Genomic DNA, 14,818 nt, shown 5'->3' with positions numbered 1-14,818 from the left:
GTCAAAGCGCCTCACCCTTTGCCCTTCCACGGGACGAGGAGGCGTTCGGCCCATCGCATGAGCATGTCGATGCCAAAGCCAATGACGCCGATCAGGATGATGCCCATGATCACGATGTCGGTGTTCTGGAACTTCGACGCGGTCATGATCATCATGCCCGCCCCCTGCTCCGCCGCGACCAGTTCCGCCGCGACCACCGTGCCCCAGCAGACCCCCATCGCCACCCGGGCACCGGTGAAGATCTCGGGCAGCGAGTTGGGGATGATCACATGGCGCATGATTTGCCACTTGCTGGCCCCGAGGCTATAGGCCGCGTGCACCTTGGAGATCTTCACGCCAGACACGCCGGAGCGCGCTGCAATCGCCATGATCCATAAGGCCGCCAGGAACAGCAGGATGATCTTGCCCGCCTCGCCGATGCCCGCCCAGATGATCACCAGCGGAATGAGCGCCAGCGGCGGCACCGGACGCATGAACTCCACGATCGGGTCAAACCAGCCGCGGAACCAGTCCGAAAGCCCCATGGCATAGCCCAGCGGAATGCCCACCAGCGCGCCAAAGAGGAAGCCCACGACCACGCGGAACAGCGAATAGCCCAGATGCTCGATCAGCGTAAAGTTCCGGAAGCCTGCACCGGCAATCTCCAGCGACCGGGTCCAGACCGCTTCGGGTGCCGGCAGGTAGAGCGGCTCCATCTGCCAGCCCTTGGTGGGCTCGAAGTTGGGCGTGCCGCGGTCGCTCAGCGTCACCGATCCGCCGTCTACCGACACCGTCTCGCCCGGCGCGATGGGCTCACCGTTGATCGCCACGACCGTGGCGCCCGCATCGCGGCCCAATTCGTCGTTGCGGTCCACTCGGATCAGCCCCGTCCGCCATTGCGCAATGGCGGCGGAATCGTTCTTGGCAAACCCGTCCCCCGGATCGACCTCGGGCGCCTCGGTAGCCTGCTCGCGCGGATGCACGACCACGGTGACCGTCGCGTCATCCGTCTGGCCGTCGGCCTCGGCGGTATAGGTGAAGGTGGTCGTGCCCTCATAGGGGCCCGGCGCATGCAGGAACCCCGGTAACAGGCTGGAGCCGGTGAAGATGCCCCACATCAGGAAGATCGTCAGGATCGAGATGATGCCCGCCGCCCGGTTCGGTCGCACGGCACTTTCATCCCCAAAAGTCACGGTTTTCAGCGAGGTGTAATCCTTGAGGCCCGCGCCCTGCACCACCTTGGTGACGATAAAGAAGGCCGCCACGAAGATGGCCACATACATCAGCAGAGGGATCATGCCGCGTCCTCCTTACCGCCCATAATTTCTTCTTCCATATCCCAGATCATGTTCAGGATCTCTTCGCGCTTGGGCCCGAAGTCGGGGTGTTTCTTGACCTCGCGCAGGTCGGCATCGACGCCGAGGTCTGCAAAAGGCAGGCGGTATTCGGTGTGGATGCGTCCGGGGCGCGGTGCCATCACGATCAGCCGCTCGCCCAAGAGCAGCGCCTCTTCCACCGAGTGGGTGATGAGGATGATCGTCTTGCCGGTCTCTTTCCAGAGCTTCAGCACGAGGCTCTGCATCTTCTCCCGCGTCAGCGCGTCGAGCGCCCCCAGCGGTTCATCCATCAGGATGACGTCAGGATCATTGGCCAGGCATCGCGCCAGAGCGACCCGCTGCTGCATGCCGCCCGAGAGCTCATAGACGGCCTTTTCCTTGAAGTCCTGCAGGCCCACCACATCGAGCAGGTGATTCACCGTCTCGTCCTTCTCGGCCTTGGGTGTGCCCTTCATCGAGGGGCCAAAGCCTACGTTTTCACGCACCGACATCCACTCAAAGAGCGCGCCCTGCTGGAACACCATTCCACGCTCGGCATCGGGCCCGGTGACCTTGTGGCCGTTCAGGATCAGTTCCCCGCTGGTGGGCGCGAGAAACCCCGCCACGATGTTCAGCAGCGTGGTCTTGCCGCAGCCCGACGGGCCCAGCACACTCAGCAGCTCGCCCGCCTTGAGGTCGAGCGACACATCCTGCAGCGCCTGCACATGATCGCCATTCGGCAGATCAAAGCGCATCGATAAACTGTTTATGGATAATCCCGTCATAAGGTCCCCACCTGTTGTCCGCGCACTGCGGGTGGATGGGCGGGGTTGGCCCCGCCTCTGGTCTTTAATGTGAAGCGGCGCGGGGGTGTCCCGCGCCGCCTGCCATTGTCTTAGCTGCCGCCTGCTGCCGAGAGCGGCCCGGTGTTCACGGCATCGTCATAGCTGTCGAGCGCCGAGTCGATGGAGCCCGCTTCCACGAAGACATCCGCGACGCCTTTCATGAACTCAGCCGCGTTGCCGCCGAGCCAGGCCTGGGACAGCTGCTCTTCGACCGACGGAAATTCGAAGGTGGAGATCGACGCGCGCGCCGCTTCCAAATCCATACCGGATTCCTTAGCGATCATTTCCAGCATTTCCTCGGACTGGTTTGCGTTCCAGTCGGCATTGGCCGCCGCGGTCACCGCTGCGAACTGCGCGACGACATCGCCGTTTTCGGCAATGTAGGAGGCGGGTGCTGAGGTGACGTCAAACACCAAGATACCCAGTTCCTGCTTTTCAGCGCCTGTCAGCAGCACGTTGCCATATTCCTGCATCCGCGCGAGGCCACCGCCCCAGCCGCAAGCAAAATCCACTGCTTTCTGGCTCAATGCAGCCGCACCCTCTGGTGGTGCCATGTCCACGACCTGCAGGCTGGCCACATCAACGCCGAAATGATCCATCTGCCGCAGGAAACCGTAATGCGCGGCGGTCCCCAGAGGTACAGCCACCTTCTTACCGGCCAATTCGCCTGCGGTTTCCTTTTCGATTTCCAGATCGGCATGCACAACGCAGTTATCGTTCTCGGAGTAGGACACCGCAACGTCCACGACCTGGATGTCCTGACCGCCGGAGGTCGCAACCACGAAGGGCGGCACACCCTGGCTGACGGAAATCTGTACGTCACCAGAGGCCATCGCCGCGGACATCGCTGTCCCGGTCTCAAACGACACCCAGTTCACCTTCATCCCCAGCGCTTCGTCGTAGGCCCCAGTGGCTTTCGCTGCCAGAAACGGCATGGGCCATTCCAGGAAGTAGCCTACGGTGATTTCACCGTGGCCGTCGGCCAGGGCACTCTGCGCGCTGATCGCCATCACGGCGCCCGCTACAAATGCGCATGTTGTCTTCTTGATCATCTTGTTCTCCCGTTGATCATACGCCAGCCCGTCCCAGGCCAGCCTTCATTTGGTGCGATGCGGCTTTGCGCCGCTTATCGTTCGTTATTGCACAAGGTATCCAATGTCAGAATTGCACCGCCTGCAAGAGCATTATTGATACAAAACTGTCATCTGGATGAAACTGCCCGAAAAACATGCCCCTCTTTTCTATTTATGCGGGACATTGCAAAACCTGAAAACTCCGATTGCAAAACCCTGAAGTCAAACCGGCCTTCTGGCGGGTTTCGCGCGCATAGTGGCATTGCGCGGACAAGAAAAAATGACCACTTTGACACGCTACATGAGTCCAGTTTTTTCTCCTGCGTCGCTTTTCCACTTCATCTGGTCGCATATGCACGGCGCGGCCATCGGCAGCCCCGCCGCCAGCACCTGCAGTGTGTGGAACTTATAGGACGGGACTTTGGTGACTGAAAACGGCAGATCCTTCCGCGACACGTCCCGCGCCACCTGCAATGATCCATGCGAATCCACCCCATCGGTCGTGCATCGTATGGGATCAGATGGGCGCGGATGAGATCGAAAAGGTCGTCAGCTGATCTCTGCTAAGTTTCCACTATCCACTCGAAATAGATCGGCCCACCGTCCTGTGCGGACCGTCGGACACCACCACGGACAGCATCAGGAGGGTAACCCACAAGAGGGCGTCAGGGATCTGCGTCGGCAGGGCAGTTGCTCACAAATGCGGCATCGGTCGATGCGGAGGCCGTGCCCTGGGATTTGACGGCATCGTGCCAATTGGCCCATAAATACAGGGCACTGCGCCCGATATCGCTTGATCGAAAGGGCTATCTGGCTCTATGTTTGCACGGAACTGGCCCTACTTCCAGCGCCTGAAAAACAGTCATGTCAGCCAAATCCGGATAATATGTCATCCGATTTCACCTGATTCTACACATGAGGAGAGGCCCGATCCATGGACGGCAATTTCAATGAGAACGACCTGAGCCGCGTTGTCGAAGCGGACCGCGCCAATGTCTGGCACCACTTGATCCAGCACCAGCCCTTCTTTACCGGCGCCGATCCAAAGATCATCATCGAAGGCAAGGGGATGCGCGTCTGGGATCAGAAGGGCATCGAACATATCGACGCAGTCTCCGGTGGGGTCTGGACCGTCAACGTGGGCTACGGCCGCGAGACAATGGGCGATGCGGTGCGCGACGCCATTGTAAAAATGAACTTCTTTGGCGGCACCGTGGGCTCGATCCCAGGCGCGCTTTTCGCCGAAAAGCTGCTGACCAAGATGCCCGGGCTTGACCGTATCTACTACGCCAATTCCGGCTCCGAGGCGAATGAGAAAGCCTTCAAGATGGTGCGCCAGATCGCGCACAAGCGCTATGGCGGCAAGAAGCACAAGATCCTCTACCGCGACCGCGACTATCACGGCACCACCATCGCCTGCCTGAGCGCGGGCGGCCAGGACGAGCGCAACGCGCAATACGGACCCTATACCCCCGGTTTCGTGCGCGTGCCCCACTGCCTTGAGTACCGCAAACACGAGCAGGACGGCGCGCCCGATCAGAACTACGGCGAATGGGCAGCGAACCAGATCGAAGAGATCATCCTGCGCGAAGGTCCCGACACCGTGGGCGCGCTCTGCCTTGAGCCGGTCACAGCCGGTGGCGGCGTCATCGAAGCCCCCGACGGCTACTGGCCGCGCGTCGCCGAGATCTGCAAGAAATATGACATCCTGTTGCACATCGATGAGGTTGTCTGCGGCGTGGGCCGGACCGGCACATGGTTCGGCTACCAGCACTACGGCATCCAGCCCGACATGGTGACCATGGCCAAAGGTGTCGCCTCAGGCTACGCGGCGATCTCCTGCCTGGCCACCACTAACGAAGTCTTTGACATGTTCAAGGAAGACACCTCGGACCACATGAGCTACTTCCGCGATATCTCGACCTTCGGCGGCTGCACGGCCGGTCCGGCGGCAGCACTGGAAAACATGCGGATCATCGAGGATGAGAACCTGCTGGAGAACACCGTGGCCATGGGCGACTACATGGTCGACCAGTTGCGCGCGCTGCAGGACAAGCACGCGGTGATCGGTGACGTGCGCGGCAAGGGCCTCTTTGTCGGGGCCGAGCTTGTTGCCGACCGCGAAACCCGCGAGCCCGCCGCCGAGAAGATGGTTCAGGCCGTCGTGGGTGACTGCATGAAACAGGCGGTGATCATCGGGGCGACCAACCGGTCTCTGCCCGGCAAGAACAACACGCTCTGTTTCTCGCCCGCGCTGATCGCGACGAAGGACGACATTGACCACATCTGTAGTGCGGTCGACAGCGCCCTCACCCGCGTCTTCGGATAAACCCATACGCGAACACAAAGGCCCCGGCGCGAAACCGGGGCCTTTTATGTGCGGAGACCGGTCCTTTTTAACCGGGCGGCTTCACACCTCGGCGAGGCACTTGGCAATCTCGTCCTTCAGGACCATGCGTTCCTTGCGCATTTCCATCATGTGCAGGTCGTCGGTTGGCTCGACATTGGTCTCGGCCCGATGGATCGCGCGATTGACCTCGTGATACTCTTCAAACAGGCGGGCAAAGTGACCGTCTGACGATTTCAGATCGCTTATGGCCTGCTTTTTTTCGGGGAATTCTTCGTGCAGCTCATGTGGGGTGTTGGCCATTTATGTCTCCATTGGCTGAGGCCGGATCAAAACCGGCGGGATGTGATGAAAGGCGCCTCGATCAAGACGCGGGGACGCTCCGACTTGTTTCGGCACGTGCATGGGGGCTTCCCGCCAAAGGATCAGGCAGCCAAACGGATGCTTGATTTATGCGCAGGCCTGTGTGCCTCATACATGACGCCTCTCTTTTCGGTCCCACACAGTTTTGCCGCACTCCGGAAGCCGGTCACTGATACAGATCAAATGGTGCCTGCAAATCTGTCTCTTGTTGCATAATCAGTGACATAGTTGCGTCTGACCGGACAAAGGCGCGAACCACTTGTCAAATTTCTCAATTAATGATACCCATGGTTTCAATAATTCGCTTTTTGGTCAAAGCAGACTGCATAGATGGGGGGAGAGGTCGGAGGTTTTCATCTCCGATTAATACCAGATTGATGGCAGTCTATATCCAGTATAGGCTATCGTCATGGCGCTGCCCGTGGAAACATTTTTTCTGCATCCCGATGCACAGGGAACGCTGCAGTCGCAGATTCAGCAGATGATTGCCCAAGGCATCCTCTCGGGGCGTTTCCAGCGCGGCGAGAAGCTACCATCAACCCGCAAGCTTGCAACCCATCTGGGGGTCAGCCGGATCACCGTAACCATTGCCTACACCGAATTGCTGGCTAACGATTACCTGACGTCGCGGGGCCGGTCAGGGTACTACGTCTCCGACAATGCGCCCGTGCCGCCCGCCTTTGCCCCAAGCCAGACCGGTCAGGACGCGGTGGATTGGACCCGCGCAATCGGCCAGAAATTCTCCGGCGGGGATATGCCCCGCAAGCCCGCGGACTGGGGCGGCTATCGGTATCCTTTCATTTACGGGCAGGCCGATCCGGAACTGTTTGATCACGCCAACTGGCGGCTTTGTGCGCTGAAGGCGCTGGGGCAGAAGGACTTCACCGCCCTTACGACCGATTACTACGATCAGGACGACCCGCAACTGATCGAATTCATCGCCCGCCACACGCTGCCCCGACGCGGCATAACTGCGCGCCCGGAACAGATCCTGATCACGCTGGGCGCACAGAATGCACTCTGGCTGACCACACAGGTCCTGCTGACGCAAAGACGTCGCGCCGCACTGGAGGATCCTTGTTATCCGGCACTCCGGGATGTTCTGAGCCAGTCACGTTGTCACGTCACGCCCGTACGGGTGGATGCAGACGGCATGCCGCCTGACGCCATTCCGCCCGACACGGATGTGATTTTCACCACGCCCAGTCACCAATGCCCGACCACCGGCACCATGCCCATGCATCGGCGTCATGATCTGCTGGAACGCGCGGCGGAGATGGATGCGCTGATCGTCGAAGACGATTATGAATTCGAGATGTCCTTTCTCAAAAGCCCGTCCCCGGCGCTCAAAAGTCTCGATACCGATGGGCGAGTGATCTATGTGGGCAGCTTTTCCAAATCGCTCTTTCCCGGCCTGCGGCTTGGCTATCTGGTGGGATCCGAGCCCTTCATCCGCGAAGCGCGCGCACTGCGTGCCTCGGTGTTGCGGCACCCGCCCGGTCACGTGCAACGCACAGCTGCCTACTTCCTGTCGCTGGGACACCATGACGCCTTGATCCGACGCATGGGCAGCGCCCTGCACGAGCGCCGCGAAATCATGGCAAATGCCATTGCTGCAGAGGGTCTGCAAATCGCAGGTCAGGGGGCCTACGGCGGCTCCTCCTTCTGGATGCGGGCCGGCAGTGACATCGACACCCAGGACCTGGCCCGCCGCTTGCAAGCGCGCGGCGTTCTGATCGAGCCAGGCCACGCCTTTTTCAGCGGCCCCGGACGCCCAAAGAACTACTACCGCCTCGCCTATTCCTCCATCCCGGCAAGCCGCATTGCGGATGGCATCGCGCGGATTGCGCATGAGATGCGCCAAACATGCGATCTGGGATTAAACGAAGCAATCAACTGGACCTAACCACACCCATCCGTACGCTCTAAGTAACCCGCAACCGAGAATCGAAACTTTTTATCCAGGGACACCCACCATGAAAATGACGACCGAAGAAGCCTTTGTAAAAACACTCCAGATGCACGGGATCGACAATGCGTTTGGGATCATCGGCTCCGCCATGATGCCCATTTCCGACATCTTTCCCGATGCGGGCATCAAGTTCTGGGATTGCGCGCACGAGACATCCGGCGGCATGATGGCCGACGGCTTCACCCGCGCCACCGGCAAGATGTGCATGATGATCGCGCAGAACGGCCCCGGCATCACCAACTTCGTGACGGCCGTGAAAACAGCCTACTGGAACCACACACCGGTTCTGCTGGTCACACCGCAGGCGGCCAACAAGACCATCGGTCAGGGCGGCTTCCAGGAAATGGAGCAGATGAACCTCTTTGCCGACTGTGTCGCCTATCAGGAAGAGGTTCGCGACCCATCGCGCATCGCCGAGACGCTGAACCGGGTGATCATGCAGGCCAAACGCGCCTCTGCCCCCGCGCAGATCAACATCCCGCGCGACTTCTGGACCCAGGTGGTCGATATCGAACTGCCGATGATCGTTGACTTCGAACTGCCACAGGGTGGCGACGCGGCCGTTGCCAACGCGGCGGAGCTGCTCAGCAACGCGAAGTTCCCGGTCATCCTGAACGGCGCCGGTGCGGTTCTGTCCAAAGGCGGCATCGAAGCCTCCAAGATCCTGGCCGAGAAGCTCGACGCACCCGTCTGCGTGGGCTACCAGCACAATGACGCCTTCCCCGGCAACCACCCGCTGTTCGCAGGCCCGCTGGGCTATAACGGTTCCAAGGCGGGCATGCAGTTGATCAATCAGGCTGACGTCGTACTCTGCCTCGGCACCCGCCTGAACCCCTTCTCCACCCTGCCCGGCTACGGCATTGATTACTGGCCCACAGACGCCAAGATCATCCAGGTGGACATCAACCCCGACCGCATCGGCCTGACCAAGAAGGTCACCGTCGGCATCGTCGGCGACGCCGCGAAAGTGGCGCAGGGGATCACCGCGAAGCTCTCCGATGACGCGGGCGACACCAACCGCGCCGAGCGCAAGAACACCATCGCCACCACCAAATCGGCCTGGGCGCAGGAGCTGACCTCGCTGAACGAAGAGCAGGACGATCCCGGCACCAACTGGAACGAGCGGGCCCGTGCGGCCAAGCCGGACTGGATGAGCCCCCGCATGGCATGGCGCGCGATCCAGGCGGCACTGCCCGTCGAGGCGATCATTTCGTCGGACATCGGCAACAACTGCGCCATCGGCAACGCCTACCCGTCGTTCAACGAGAGCCGTAAGTATCTGGCCCCTGGCCTCTTCGGCCCTTGCGGCTACGGCCTGCCCTCCATCGTCGGTGCGAAAATCGGCAAGCCGGACGTGCCGGTTGTGGGTTTCGCGGGCGACGGCGCCTTCGGCATCTCCGTCAACGAGCTCACCGCCATCGGCCGCGGCGACTGGCCTGCAATCACGCAGATCGTTTTCCGCAACTACCAGTGGGGCGCGGAAAAGCGGAACTCGACACTCTGGTTCGATGACAACTTCGTCGGCACCGAGTTGGACGAGGAAGTGTCCTACGCCGGGATCGCCAATGCCTGTGGTCTCAAAGGCGTCATCGCCCGCACACAGGAAGAACTGACAGCGGCGCTGGATCAGGCGATCAAGGACCAGATGGAGAACGGTGTGACCACGCTGATCGAAGCGATGATCAACCAGGAACTCGGGGATCCGTTCCGCCGCGACGCGATGAAGAAACCCGTCGAGGTTGCCGGGATCAGCAAAGACGACATGCGCGAGCAGGTTGTTTAAGCGCGGGTGTCGTCAGTTACCCGCATAAAAGAAGGGGTCAGGCCATGAGCGTGCTCAGCGCATTAACAGAGCGCGCCGCCGCGCGGCCTGCCCATATCGTGATGAGCGAAGGCCACGATCCAAGGATCGTGGCCGGCGCCATCGCCGCCGTCACTGCCGGGACCGCCCGGATCACGCTGGTCGGACCCAAGGATGACGTGGCAGCGCAGCTTGTCGCCGTCGGCGCGTCCAATACACCAAACATTCAGATCGAAGACCCTGCCACCTCTGCGCTGAGCGCCGATCTGGCCGCTGCTTTCTACGAGCTGCGCAAGCACAAGGGCGTGACCCCGGAGATTGCCGAGACGCAGGTGCAAAACCCGCTGATCTTCTCGGCCTTGATGGTCCGCGAGGGCCACGCCGATGGCACCGTGGGCGGCGCTGTCGCCACCACCTCCGACACCGTGCGCGCCGCCTTGCAGGTCATTGGCAAGGCCAAGGATGCGCCGCTTGTCTCAAGCTTTTTTCTCGTGGCGCTGCCCGAAGGCCATCCCTCGGGCCGCGATGCGATGATCTTCGGCGACTGTGGTCTGGTCATCGACCCCTCCGCTGAAGAACTCGCCGCCATCGCCGTGGCCTCTGCCAATTCATGCCAGCAGCTTCTGGATGTCGAGCCCAAAGTCGCGTTGCTGTCCTTTTCGACCATGGGCTCTGCCAAGCATCCCGTCGTCACGAAGGTCGCCGATGCCGCGGCCTTGCTCAAGGCCAACCACCCAACGTTGAAGACAGATGGGGAGCTGCAGTTCGACGCGGCTTTTGTTCCGGAGGTCGCCGCTTCCAAAGCCCCAGGCTCGTCCCTCGCAGGTCAGGCCAACGTGATGATCTTCCCCAACCTCGACGCGGGCAACATCGGCTACAAGATCGCCCAGCGGATCGGTGGTGCGGACGCCATCGGCCCAACGCTGCAGGGCCTTGCGAAACCCGCCAACGACCTCAGCCGCGGCTGCTCTGCGCAGGACGTGACCAATATGATCGCCGTGACCGTGTTGCAGGCGCGCGCAGACGGATGACCCGCTCCGCCACCCCCACGCTCCTGAGCAGGACGCGCCCATGAGCACCGCAGAGCAAGTCTCCGATTTCTTCAGCGCGATCCCCCAGCGCACGCACGAGCTGTTTCCCGGGGTGATCGTTGCGATCATCGTCGCCATGACGGCGCAGTTTCTGGCCGAGCACTACGAGGCCCCCGCCATGCTCATGGCGCTGCTGCTGGGCATCGCAGTGGCCTTTCTGGGCGATGAGGGCAAAACCGTGCCCGGCATCGGCTTTGCCGCCCGCACCATCCTGCGCATGGGCATCGCCTTTCTCGGCGTGCGGATCTCCTTCGATCTGATGGCGGGGCTTGGGCTGGAGATTGTAGCGCTGGTCATCGGCGGCGTGCTCGCAACCATCGGCTTTGGCCTTCTCATCTCGCGGTTCTTCGGCCACGGCTGGCGCTTTGCCTTCCTCACCGCAGGCTCCGTCGCCATCTGCGGTGCCTCAGCCGCCATGGCGATCAGCGCCATTCTGCCCAAGGATGACAAATCCGAACAACGGCTGATCTTCACCGTGTTAGGGGTCACCGTGCTCTCCACCGTGGCGATGATCGCATACCCGATCCTTGTCACCCGCCTCGGCATGGACGAAAGCGCTGGCGGTATCTTCCTTGGTGCCACAATCCACGATGTGGCCCAAGTTGTCGGCGCAGGCTTCTCCATCTCCGAAAATGCGGGTGACACCGCCACGCTGGTCAAGCTCATCCGCGTGTCGATGTTGGCGCCGGTCGTGCTCGTGGCCGCGCTGCTGATCCGGTCTTACGCTGACGCGCCAGAGGACGGCAAACGCCCGCCGCTGCTGCCGTTCTTCGTGATTGGCTTCCTGATCCTGGCCACACTGAACTCACTGGGCTTGATTCCGGGCGTCGTGGCCGATTTGATGAGCCAGGCGTCCCGGTGGATGCTGCTCATTGCCATTGCCGCCGTCGGCATGAAAACAAATCTCAAGCGGGTGCTGGCTGTCGGAGGACCGGCCATCGCCCTGCTCATTACCGAAACGCTGTTCATCGCGGGACTGATACTTGCGGGAATTTATTACTTCGCCTGACTATGGCGCTTCGGCGTTTCATCTGAGGCAACCATATCGCAACTTGCGTTCGACCACAGGGAGAGACAGCGCGTTGCGATACAAATAAACGAAGAAGTGCCTGAACAGGCAAACGGGAGGCCAGATGACATTCCAGCAACCTAAGATCAACACCTCACCCCATGTGTCGGACGAGGTGCGCAAGACCACCTGTTACATGTGTGCCTGTCGCTGCGGCATCAATGTGCACATGAAGGACGGCAAGGTCGCTTACATCGAGGGCAACAAGGACCATCCCGTCAACCAGGGCGTGCTCTGCGCCAAGGGCTCGGCGGGCATCATGCAGGTGAACGCCCCCTCGCGTCTGCGCAAACCGCTGAAACGTGTGGGCGAACGTGGGTCTGGCGAGTTCGAGGAAATCGAATGGGACGAGGCGCTGCAAATCGCCGCTGACTGGCTCGAGCCGGTGCGTGCCGAAAACCCCGAAAAGCTGGCCTTCTTCACTGGCCGCGATCAGTCGCAAAGCTTCACCTCTTTCTGGGCGCAGAACTTCGGCACGCCAAACTACGCGGCCCACGGCGGCTTCTGCTCGGTCAACATGGCGGCCGCGGGCATCTACACCATGGGCGGTGCCTTTTGGGAGTTCGGCCAGCCCGATTGGGACCACACCAAGCTCTTCATGCTCTTTGGCGTGGCCGAAGACCACGACAGCAACCCGATCAAGATGGGGATCGGCAAGATCAAGAAACGCGGCGCGCGTGTGATCGGCGTGAACCCGATCCGCACCGGCTACAATGCCGTCGCCGACGATTGGGTCGGCATCACACCCGGCACCGACGGGCTGTTCATTCTGGCTATGATCCACTGCCTGATGAAGGCGGGTAAATTGGACCTGCACTACCTTGCGCAATACACCAACGCGCCCGTGCTGGTGATCAACAACCCCGGGCAGGCCGACCATGGCCTCCTGATGCGCGATGAGAACGGCAAGGAATTAGTGATCGACCGCGCCACCGGCAAGCTGACCCCCTTCGACAAACCCGGTGTGAAACCCGACCTCGCCGCCACCTACGAAAAAGACGGCCAGACCCACCGCCCGGTCTTCCACCAGATGGCCGAGATGTATCTTGACGCGCAATACGCGCCCGAGGCTGTGGCCGACCGCTGCGGCATCCCCGCGAAACGCATCCGCGCCATCGCGGCGGAGCTTGCGCGCGTGGCCTTCGAAGAAGCGTTTGAGCTTGACCACGCATGGACCGACTTCCGCGGCGAAAAGCACGACAAGATGGTGGGTCGTCCGGTTTCCTTCCACTCCATGCGCGGCATCTCCGCGCACGCCAACGGCTTCCAGACCTGCCGCGCGCTGCACACCCTGCAGATCCTGCTGGGCACGGTTGAGGTCCCGGGCGGTTTCCGCTTCAAACCGCCCTACCCCAAGCCCGCGACCGCGCACCCCAAGCCCCACGTGGGACTGACCCCCGGCGCGCCACTGAACGGTCCGCACCTGGGCTTCACCCACGGCCCCGAAGACCTTGCCCTCAAGGACGACGGCACGCCGGCCCGGATCGACAAGGCCTTCACTTGGGAAAACCCGATGTCGAGCCACGGGCTCATGCATATGGTGATCTCCAACGCCTATGCGGGGGACCCCTACAAGATCGACGTGCTCTTCATGTATATGGCGAACATGTCGTGGAACTCGTCCATGAACACCCGCGGCGTGATCGACATGCTGACAGACAAGGATGAAAACGGCGACTACGTGATCCCCAAGATCATCTATTCCGATGCCTATTCGTCTGAGATGGTCGCCTATTCCGACCTGATCCTGCCCGACACCACCTATCTGGAACGCCACGACTGCATTTCGCTGCTGGATCGTCCAATTTGCGAGGCCGATGCCGCCGCCGACGCCATCCGCTGGCCGGTGATTGAGCCCGACCGCGACGTGAAGGGCTTCCAGTCCATGCTCTGCGAGCTGGGCGCCAAGATGAACCTGCCCGGCTTCGTGAATGAAGACGGCAGCCAGAGATACGCGGACTACGGCGACTACATCGTGAACCACGAACGCCGCCCCGGCATCGGCCCGCTCGCGGGCTTCCGCGGCGAAAACGGCGATCAGGCCGGGCGCGGAGCCGTGAACCCCAAGCAGCTCGACCAGTACATCGAAAACGGTGGCTTCTTCGTTGAGCACATCCCCGATGGTTCCAACTACTACAAGCCCTGGAACATGGAATACCAGGATTGGGCGGTGAACATCGGGCTCTACGACAAGCCGACGCCCTATCTCTTCTCGCTCTATGTGGAGCCCCTGCGCAAATTCCAGCTCGCCGCCGAGGGTCATGGCGACCGCCAGCCACCCGACCATCTGCGCGCGCGTATCAAAGACACGATGTCCCCCCTGCCGATCTGGTACTCCTCGGAAGAGGACAACCACGCTGCCGACTACCCCGTTACCGCCCTCACCCAGCGCCCCATGGCGATGTATCACTCCTGGGGCTCACAAAACGCCTGGCTGCGACAGTTGCACGGACACAACCCGCTCTACCTGCCGACCAAGCTGATGCGCGAGAACAGCCTCTCCGACGGCGATTGGGCCAAAGTCACCTCTCCCCACGGCGAGATCACCGTGCCCGTGCTTGAGATGGCCGCCCTCAACGAAAACACCGTCTGGACGTGGAATGCCATCGGCAAACGCAAGGGTGCCTGGGCGCTGGAAGAGGACGCGCCCGAAGCCACCCGCGGCTTCCTGCTGAACCACCTCATCCACGAGTTGCTGCCACCTAAAGGTGACGGCCTCCGCTGGGCCAACTCCGACCCGATCACCGGGCAAGCCGCCTGGTTCGACCTCAAGGTCCGCATCGAAAAGGCCGCCGCGCCGGACGAATCCCAACCCGGGTTCGCGCCAATCAAATCCCCCGTCGGCACTGGCCCGAAGGATCTGACGTGGAAGGTGGGCAACTGATGTTTCTTCTGGCCACAAATATCCCGGGGTCCGGGGCAGAGCCCCTGAAAACCCTCAACCCGACGCAATACCGATGCG

The 14,818-nt window shown here is 61.4% G+C and carries 10 protein-coding genes; 6 read left to right on the top strand and 4 right to left on the bottom strand.

Annotated features, from left to right (window positions below; all coding sequences use genetic code 11):
• Positions 1 to 11: 11 nt before the first annotated feature.
• The 3 genes from ISX84_RS16260 to ISX84_RS16250 form a co-directional block, all read right to left on the bottom strand.
• Entirely contained in the window at positions 12 to 1,277 is a 1,266-nt protein-coding gene (locus ISX84_RS16260; protein ID WP_195821453.1) for an ABC transporter permease, read from the bottom strand.
• On the bottom strand, positions 1,274 to 2,080 hold the full coding sequence (locus tag ISX84_RS16255; RefSeq protein WP_195821452.1) for a taurine ABC transporter ATP-binding protein: 807 nt from the start codon (positions 2,078 to 2,080) through the stop codon (positions 1,274 to 1,276). The genes ISX84_RS16260 and ISX84_RS16255 overlap by 4 nt, the downstream gene beginning before the upstream one ends.
• Positions 2,081 to 2,190: 110 nt before the next feature.
• Positions 2,191 to 3,192 (bottom strand): taurine ABC transporter substrate-binding protein, encoded by a 1,002-nt coding sequence (locus ISX84_RS16250; RefSeq protein ID WP_195821451.1) that lies wholly within the window; start codon positions 3,190 to 3,192, stop codon positions 2,191 to 2,193.
• A gap of 955 nt (positions 3,193 to 4,147) precedes the next feature.
• Here ISX84_RS16250 and ISX84_RS16245 point away from each other — a divergent pair.
• Positions 4,148 to 5,542 (top strand): aminotransferase family protein, encoded by a 1,395-nt coding sequence (locus ISX84_RS16245; RefSeq protein WP_195821450.1) that lies wholly within the window; start codon positions 4,148 to 4,150, stop codon positions 5,540 to 5,542.
• 81 nt (positions 5,543 to 5,623) lie between these two features.
• Here ISX84_RS16245 and ISX84_RS16240 read toward each other — a convergent pair whose 3' ends face one another.
• The gene (locus ISX84_RS16240) at positions 5,624 to 5,863 is read right to left on the bottom strand and encodes a YdcH family protein (protein ID WP_195821449.1); all 240 of its coding nucleotides are present in this window, start codon (positions 5,861 to 5,863) and stop codon (positions 5,624 to 5,626) included.
• Positions 5,864 to 6,332: 469 nt separating this feature from the next.
• On the opposite strand from ISX84_RS16240, the gene pdxR reads away from it, so the two are divergent.
• The 5 genes from pdxR (at position 6,333) to ISX84_RS16215 (ending at position 14,740) form a co-directional block, all read left to right on the top strand.
• On the top strand, positions 6,333 to 7,829 hold the full coding sequence (gene pdxR / locus ISX84_RS16235; RefSeq protein ID WP_195821448.1) for a MocR-like pyridoxine biosynthesis transcription factor PdxR: 1,497 nt from the start codon (positions 6,333 to 6,335) through the stop codon (positions 7,827 to 7,829).
• Positions 7,830 to 7,899: 70 nt separating this feature from the next.
• Positions 7,900 to 9,678: a sulfoacetaldehyde acetyltransferase gene (gene xsc / locus ISX84_RS16230; protein WP_195821447.1), complete on the top strand. Its 1,779-nt coding sequence runs from the start codon at positions 7,900 to 7,902 to the stop codon at positions 9,676 to 9,678.
• 44 nt (positions 9,679 to 9,722) lie between these two features.
• Positions 9,723 to 10,727: a phosphate acetyltransferase gene (gene pta, locus ISX84_RS16225; RefSeq protein WP_195821446.1), complete on the top strand. Its 1,005-nt coding sequence runs from the start codon at positions 9,723 to 9,725 to the stop codon at positions 10,725 to 10,727.
• Positions 10,728 to 10,767: 40 nt separating this feature from the next.
• Complete coding sequence (locus ISX84_RS16220) at positions 10,768 to 11,796, top strand: YeiH family protein (protein WP_195821445.1); 1,029 nt, start codon at positions 10,768 to 10,770, stop codon at positions 11,794 to 11,796.
• Positions 11,797 to 11,920: 124 nt separating this feature from the next.
• Positions 11,921 to 14,740: a molybdopterin oxidoreductase family protein gene (locus ISX84_RS16215; RefSeq protein WP_195821444.1), complete on the top strand. Its 2,820-nt coding sequence runs from the start codon at positions 11,921 to 11,923 to the stop codon at positions 14,738 to 14,740.
• The last annotated feature ends 78 nt before the right edge of the window (positions 14,741 to 14,818 follow it).

Origin of the sequence: Roseobacter sp. MH60115, from assembly GCF_015644665.1 — a bacterium.
GTDB lineage: Bacteria > Pseudomonadota > Alphaproteobacteria > Rhodobacterales > Rhodobacteraceae > Roseobacter.
Note: the sequence above shows the minus strand (reverse complement) of the source record. Positions and strands in the feature narration are given on the sequence as shown.

What these genes read in the sequence shown, in the direction of transcription:
- xsc (WP_195821447.1), top strand. Translation starts at nt 7,900, where the DNA reads ATGAAAATGACGACCGAAGAAGCCTTTGTAAAAACACTCCAGATGCAC.
- ISX84_RS16220 (WP_195821445.1), top strand. Translation starts at nt 10,768, where the DNA reads ATGAGCACCGCAGAGCAAGTCTCCGATTTCTTCAGCGCGATCCCCCAG.
- ISX84_RS16260 (WP_195821453.1), bottom strand. Translation starts at nt 1,277, where the DNA reads ATGATCCCTCTGCTGATGTATGTGGCCATCTTCGTGGCGGCCTTCTTT.
- pta (WP_195821446.1), top strand. Translation starts at nt 9,723, where the DNA reads ATGAGCGTGCTCAGCGCATTAACAGAGCGCGCCGCCGCGCGGCCTGCC.
- ISX84_RS16240 (WP_195821449.1), bottom strand. Translation starts at nt 5,863, where the DNA reads ATGGCCAACACCCCACATGAGCTGCACGAAGAATTCCCCGAAAAAAAG.
- ISX84_RS16245 (WP_195821450.1), top strand. Translation starts at nt 4,148, where the DNA reads ATGGACGGCAATTTCAATGAGAACGACCTGAGCCGCGTTGTCGAAGCG.
- ISX84_RS16250 (WP_195821451.1), bottom strand. Translation starts at nt 3,192, where the DNA reads ATGATCAAGAAGACAACATGCGCATTTGTAGCGGGCGCCGTGATGGCG.
- ISX84_RS16215 (WP_195821444.1), top strand. Translation starts at nt 11,921, where the DNA reads ATGACATTCCAGCAACCTAAGATCAACACCTCACCCCATGTGTCGGAC.
- pdxR (WP_195821448.1), top strand. Translation starts at nt 6,333, where the DNA reads ATGGCGCTGCCCGTGGAAACATTTTTTCTGCATCCCGATGCACAGGGA.
- ISX84_RS16255 (WP_195821452.1), bottom strand. Translation starts at nt 2,080, where the DNA reads ATGACGGGATTATCCATAAACAGTTTATCGATGCGCTTTGATCTGCCG.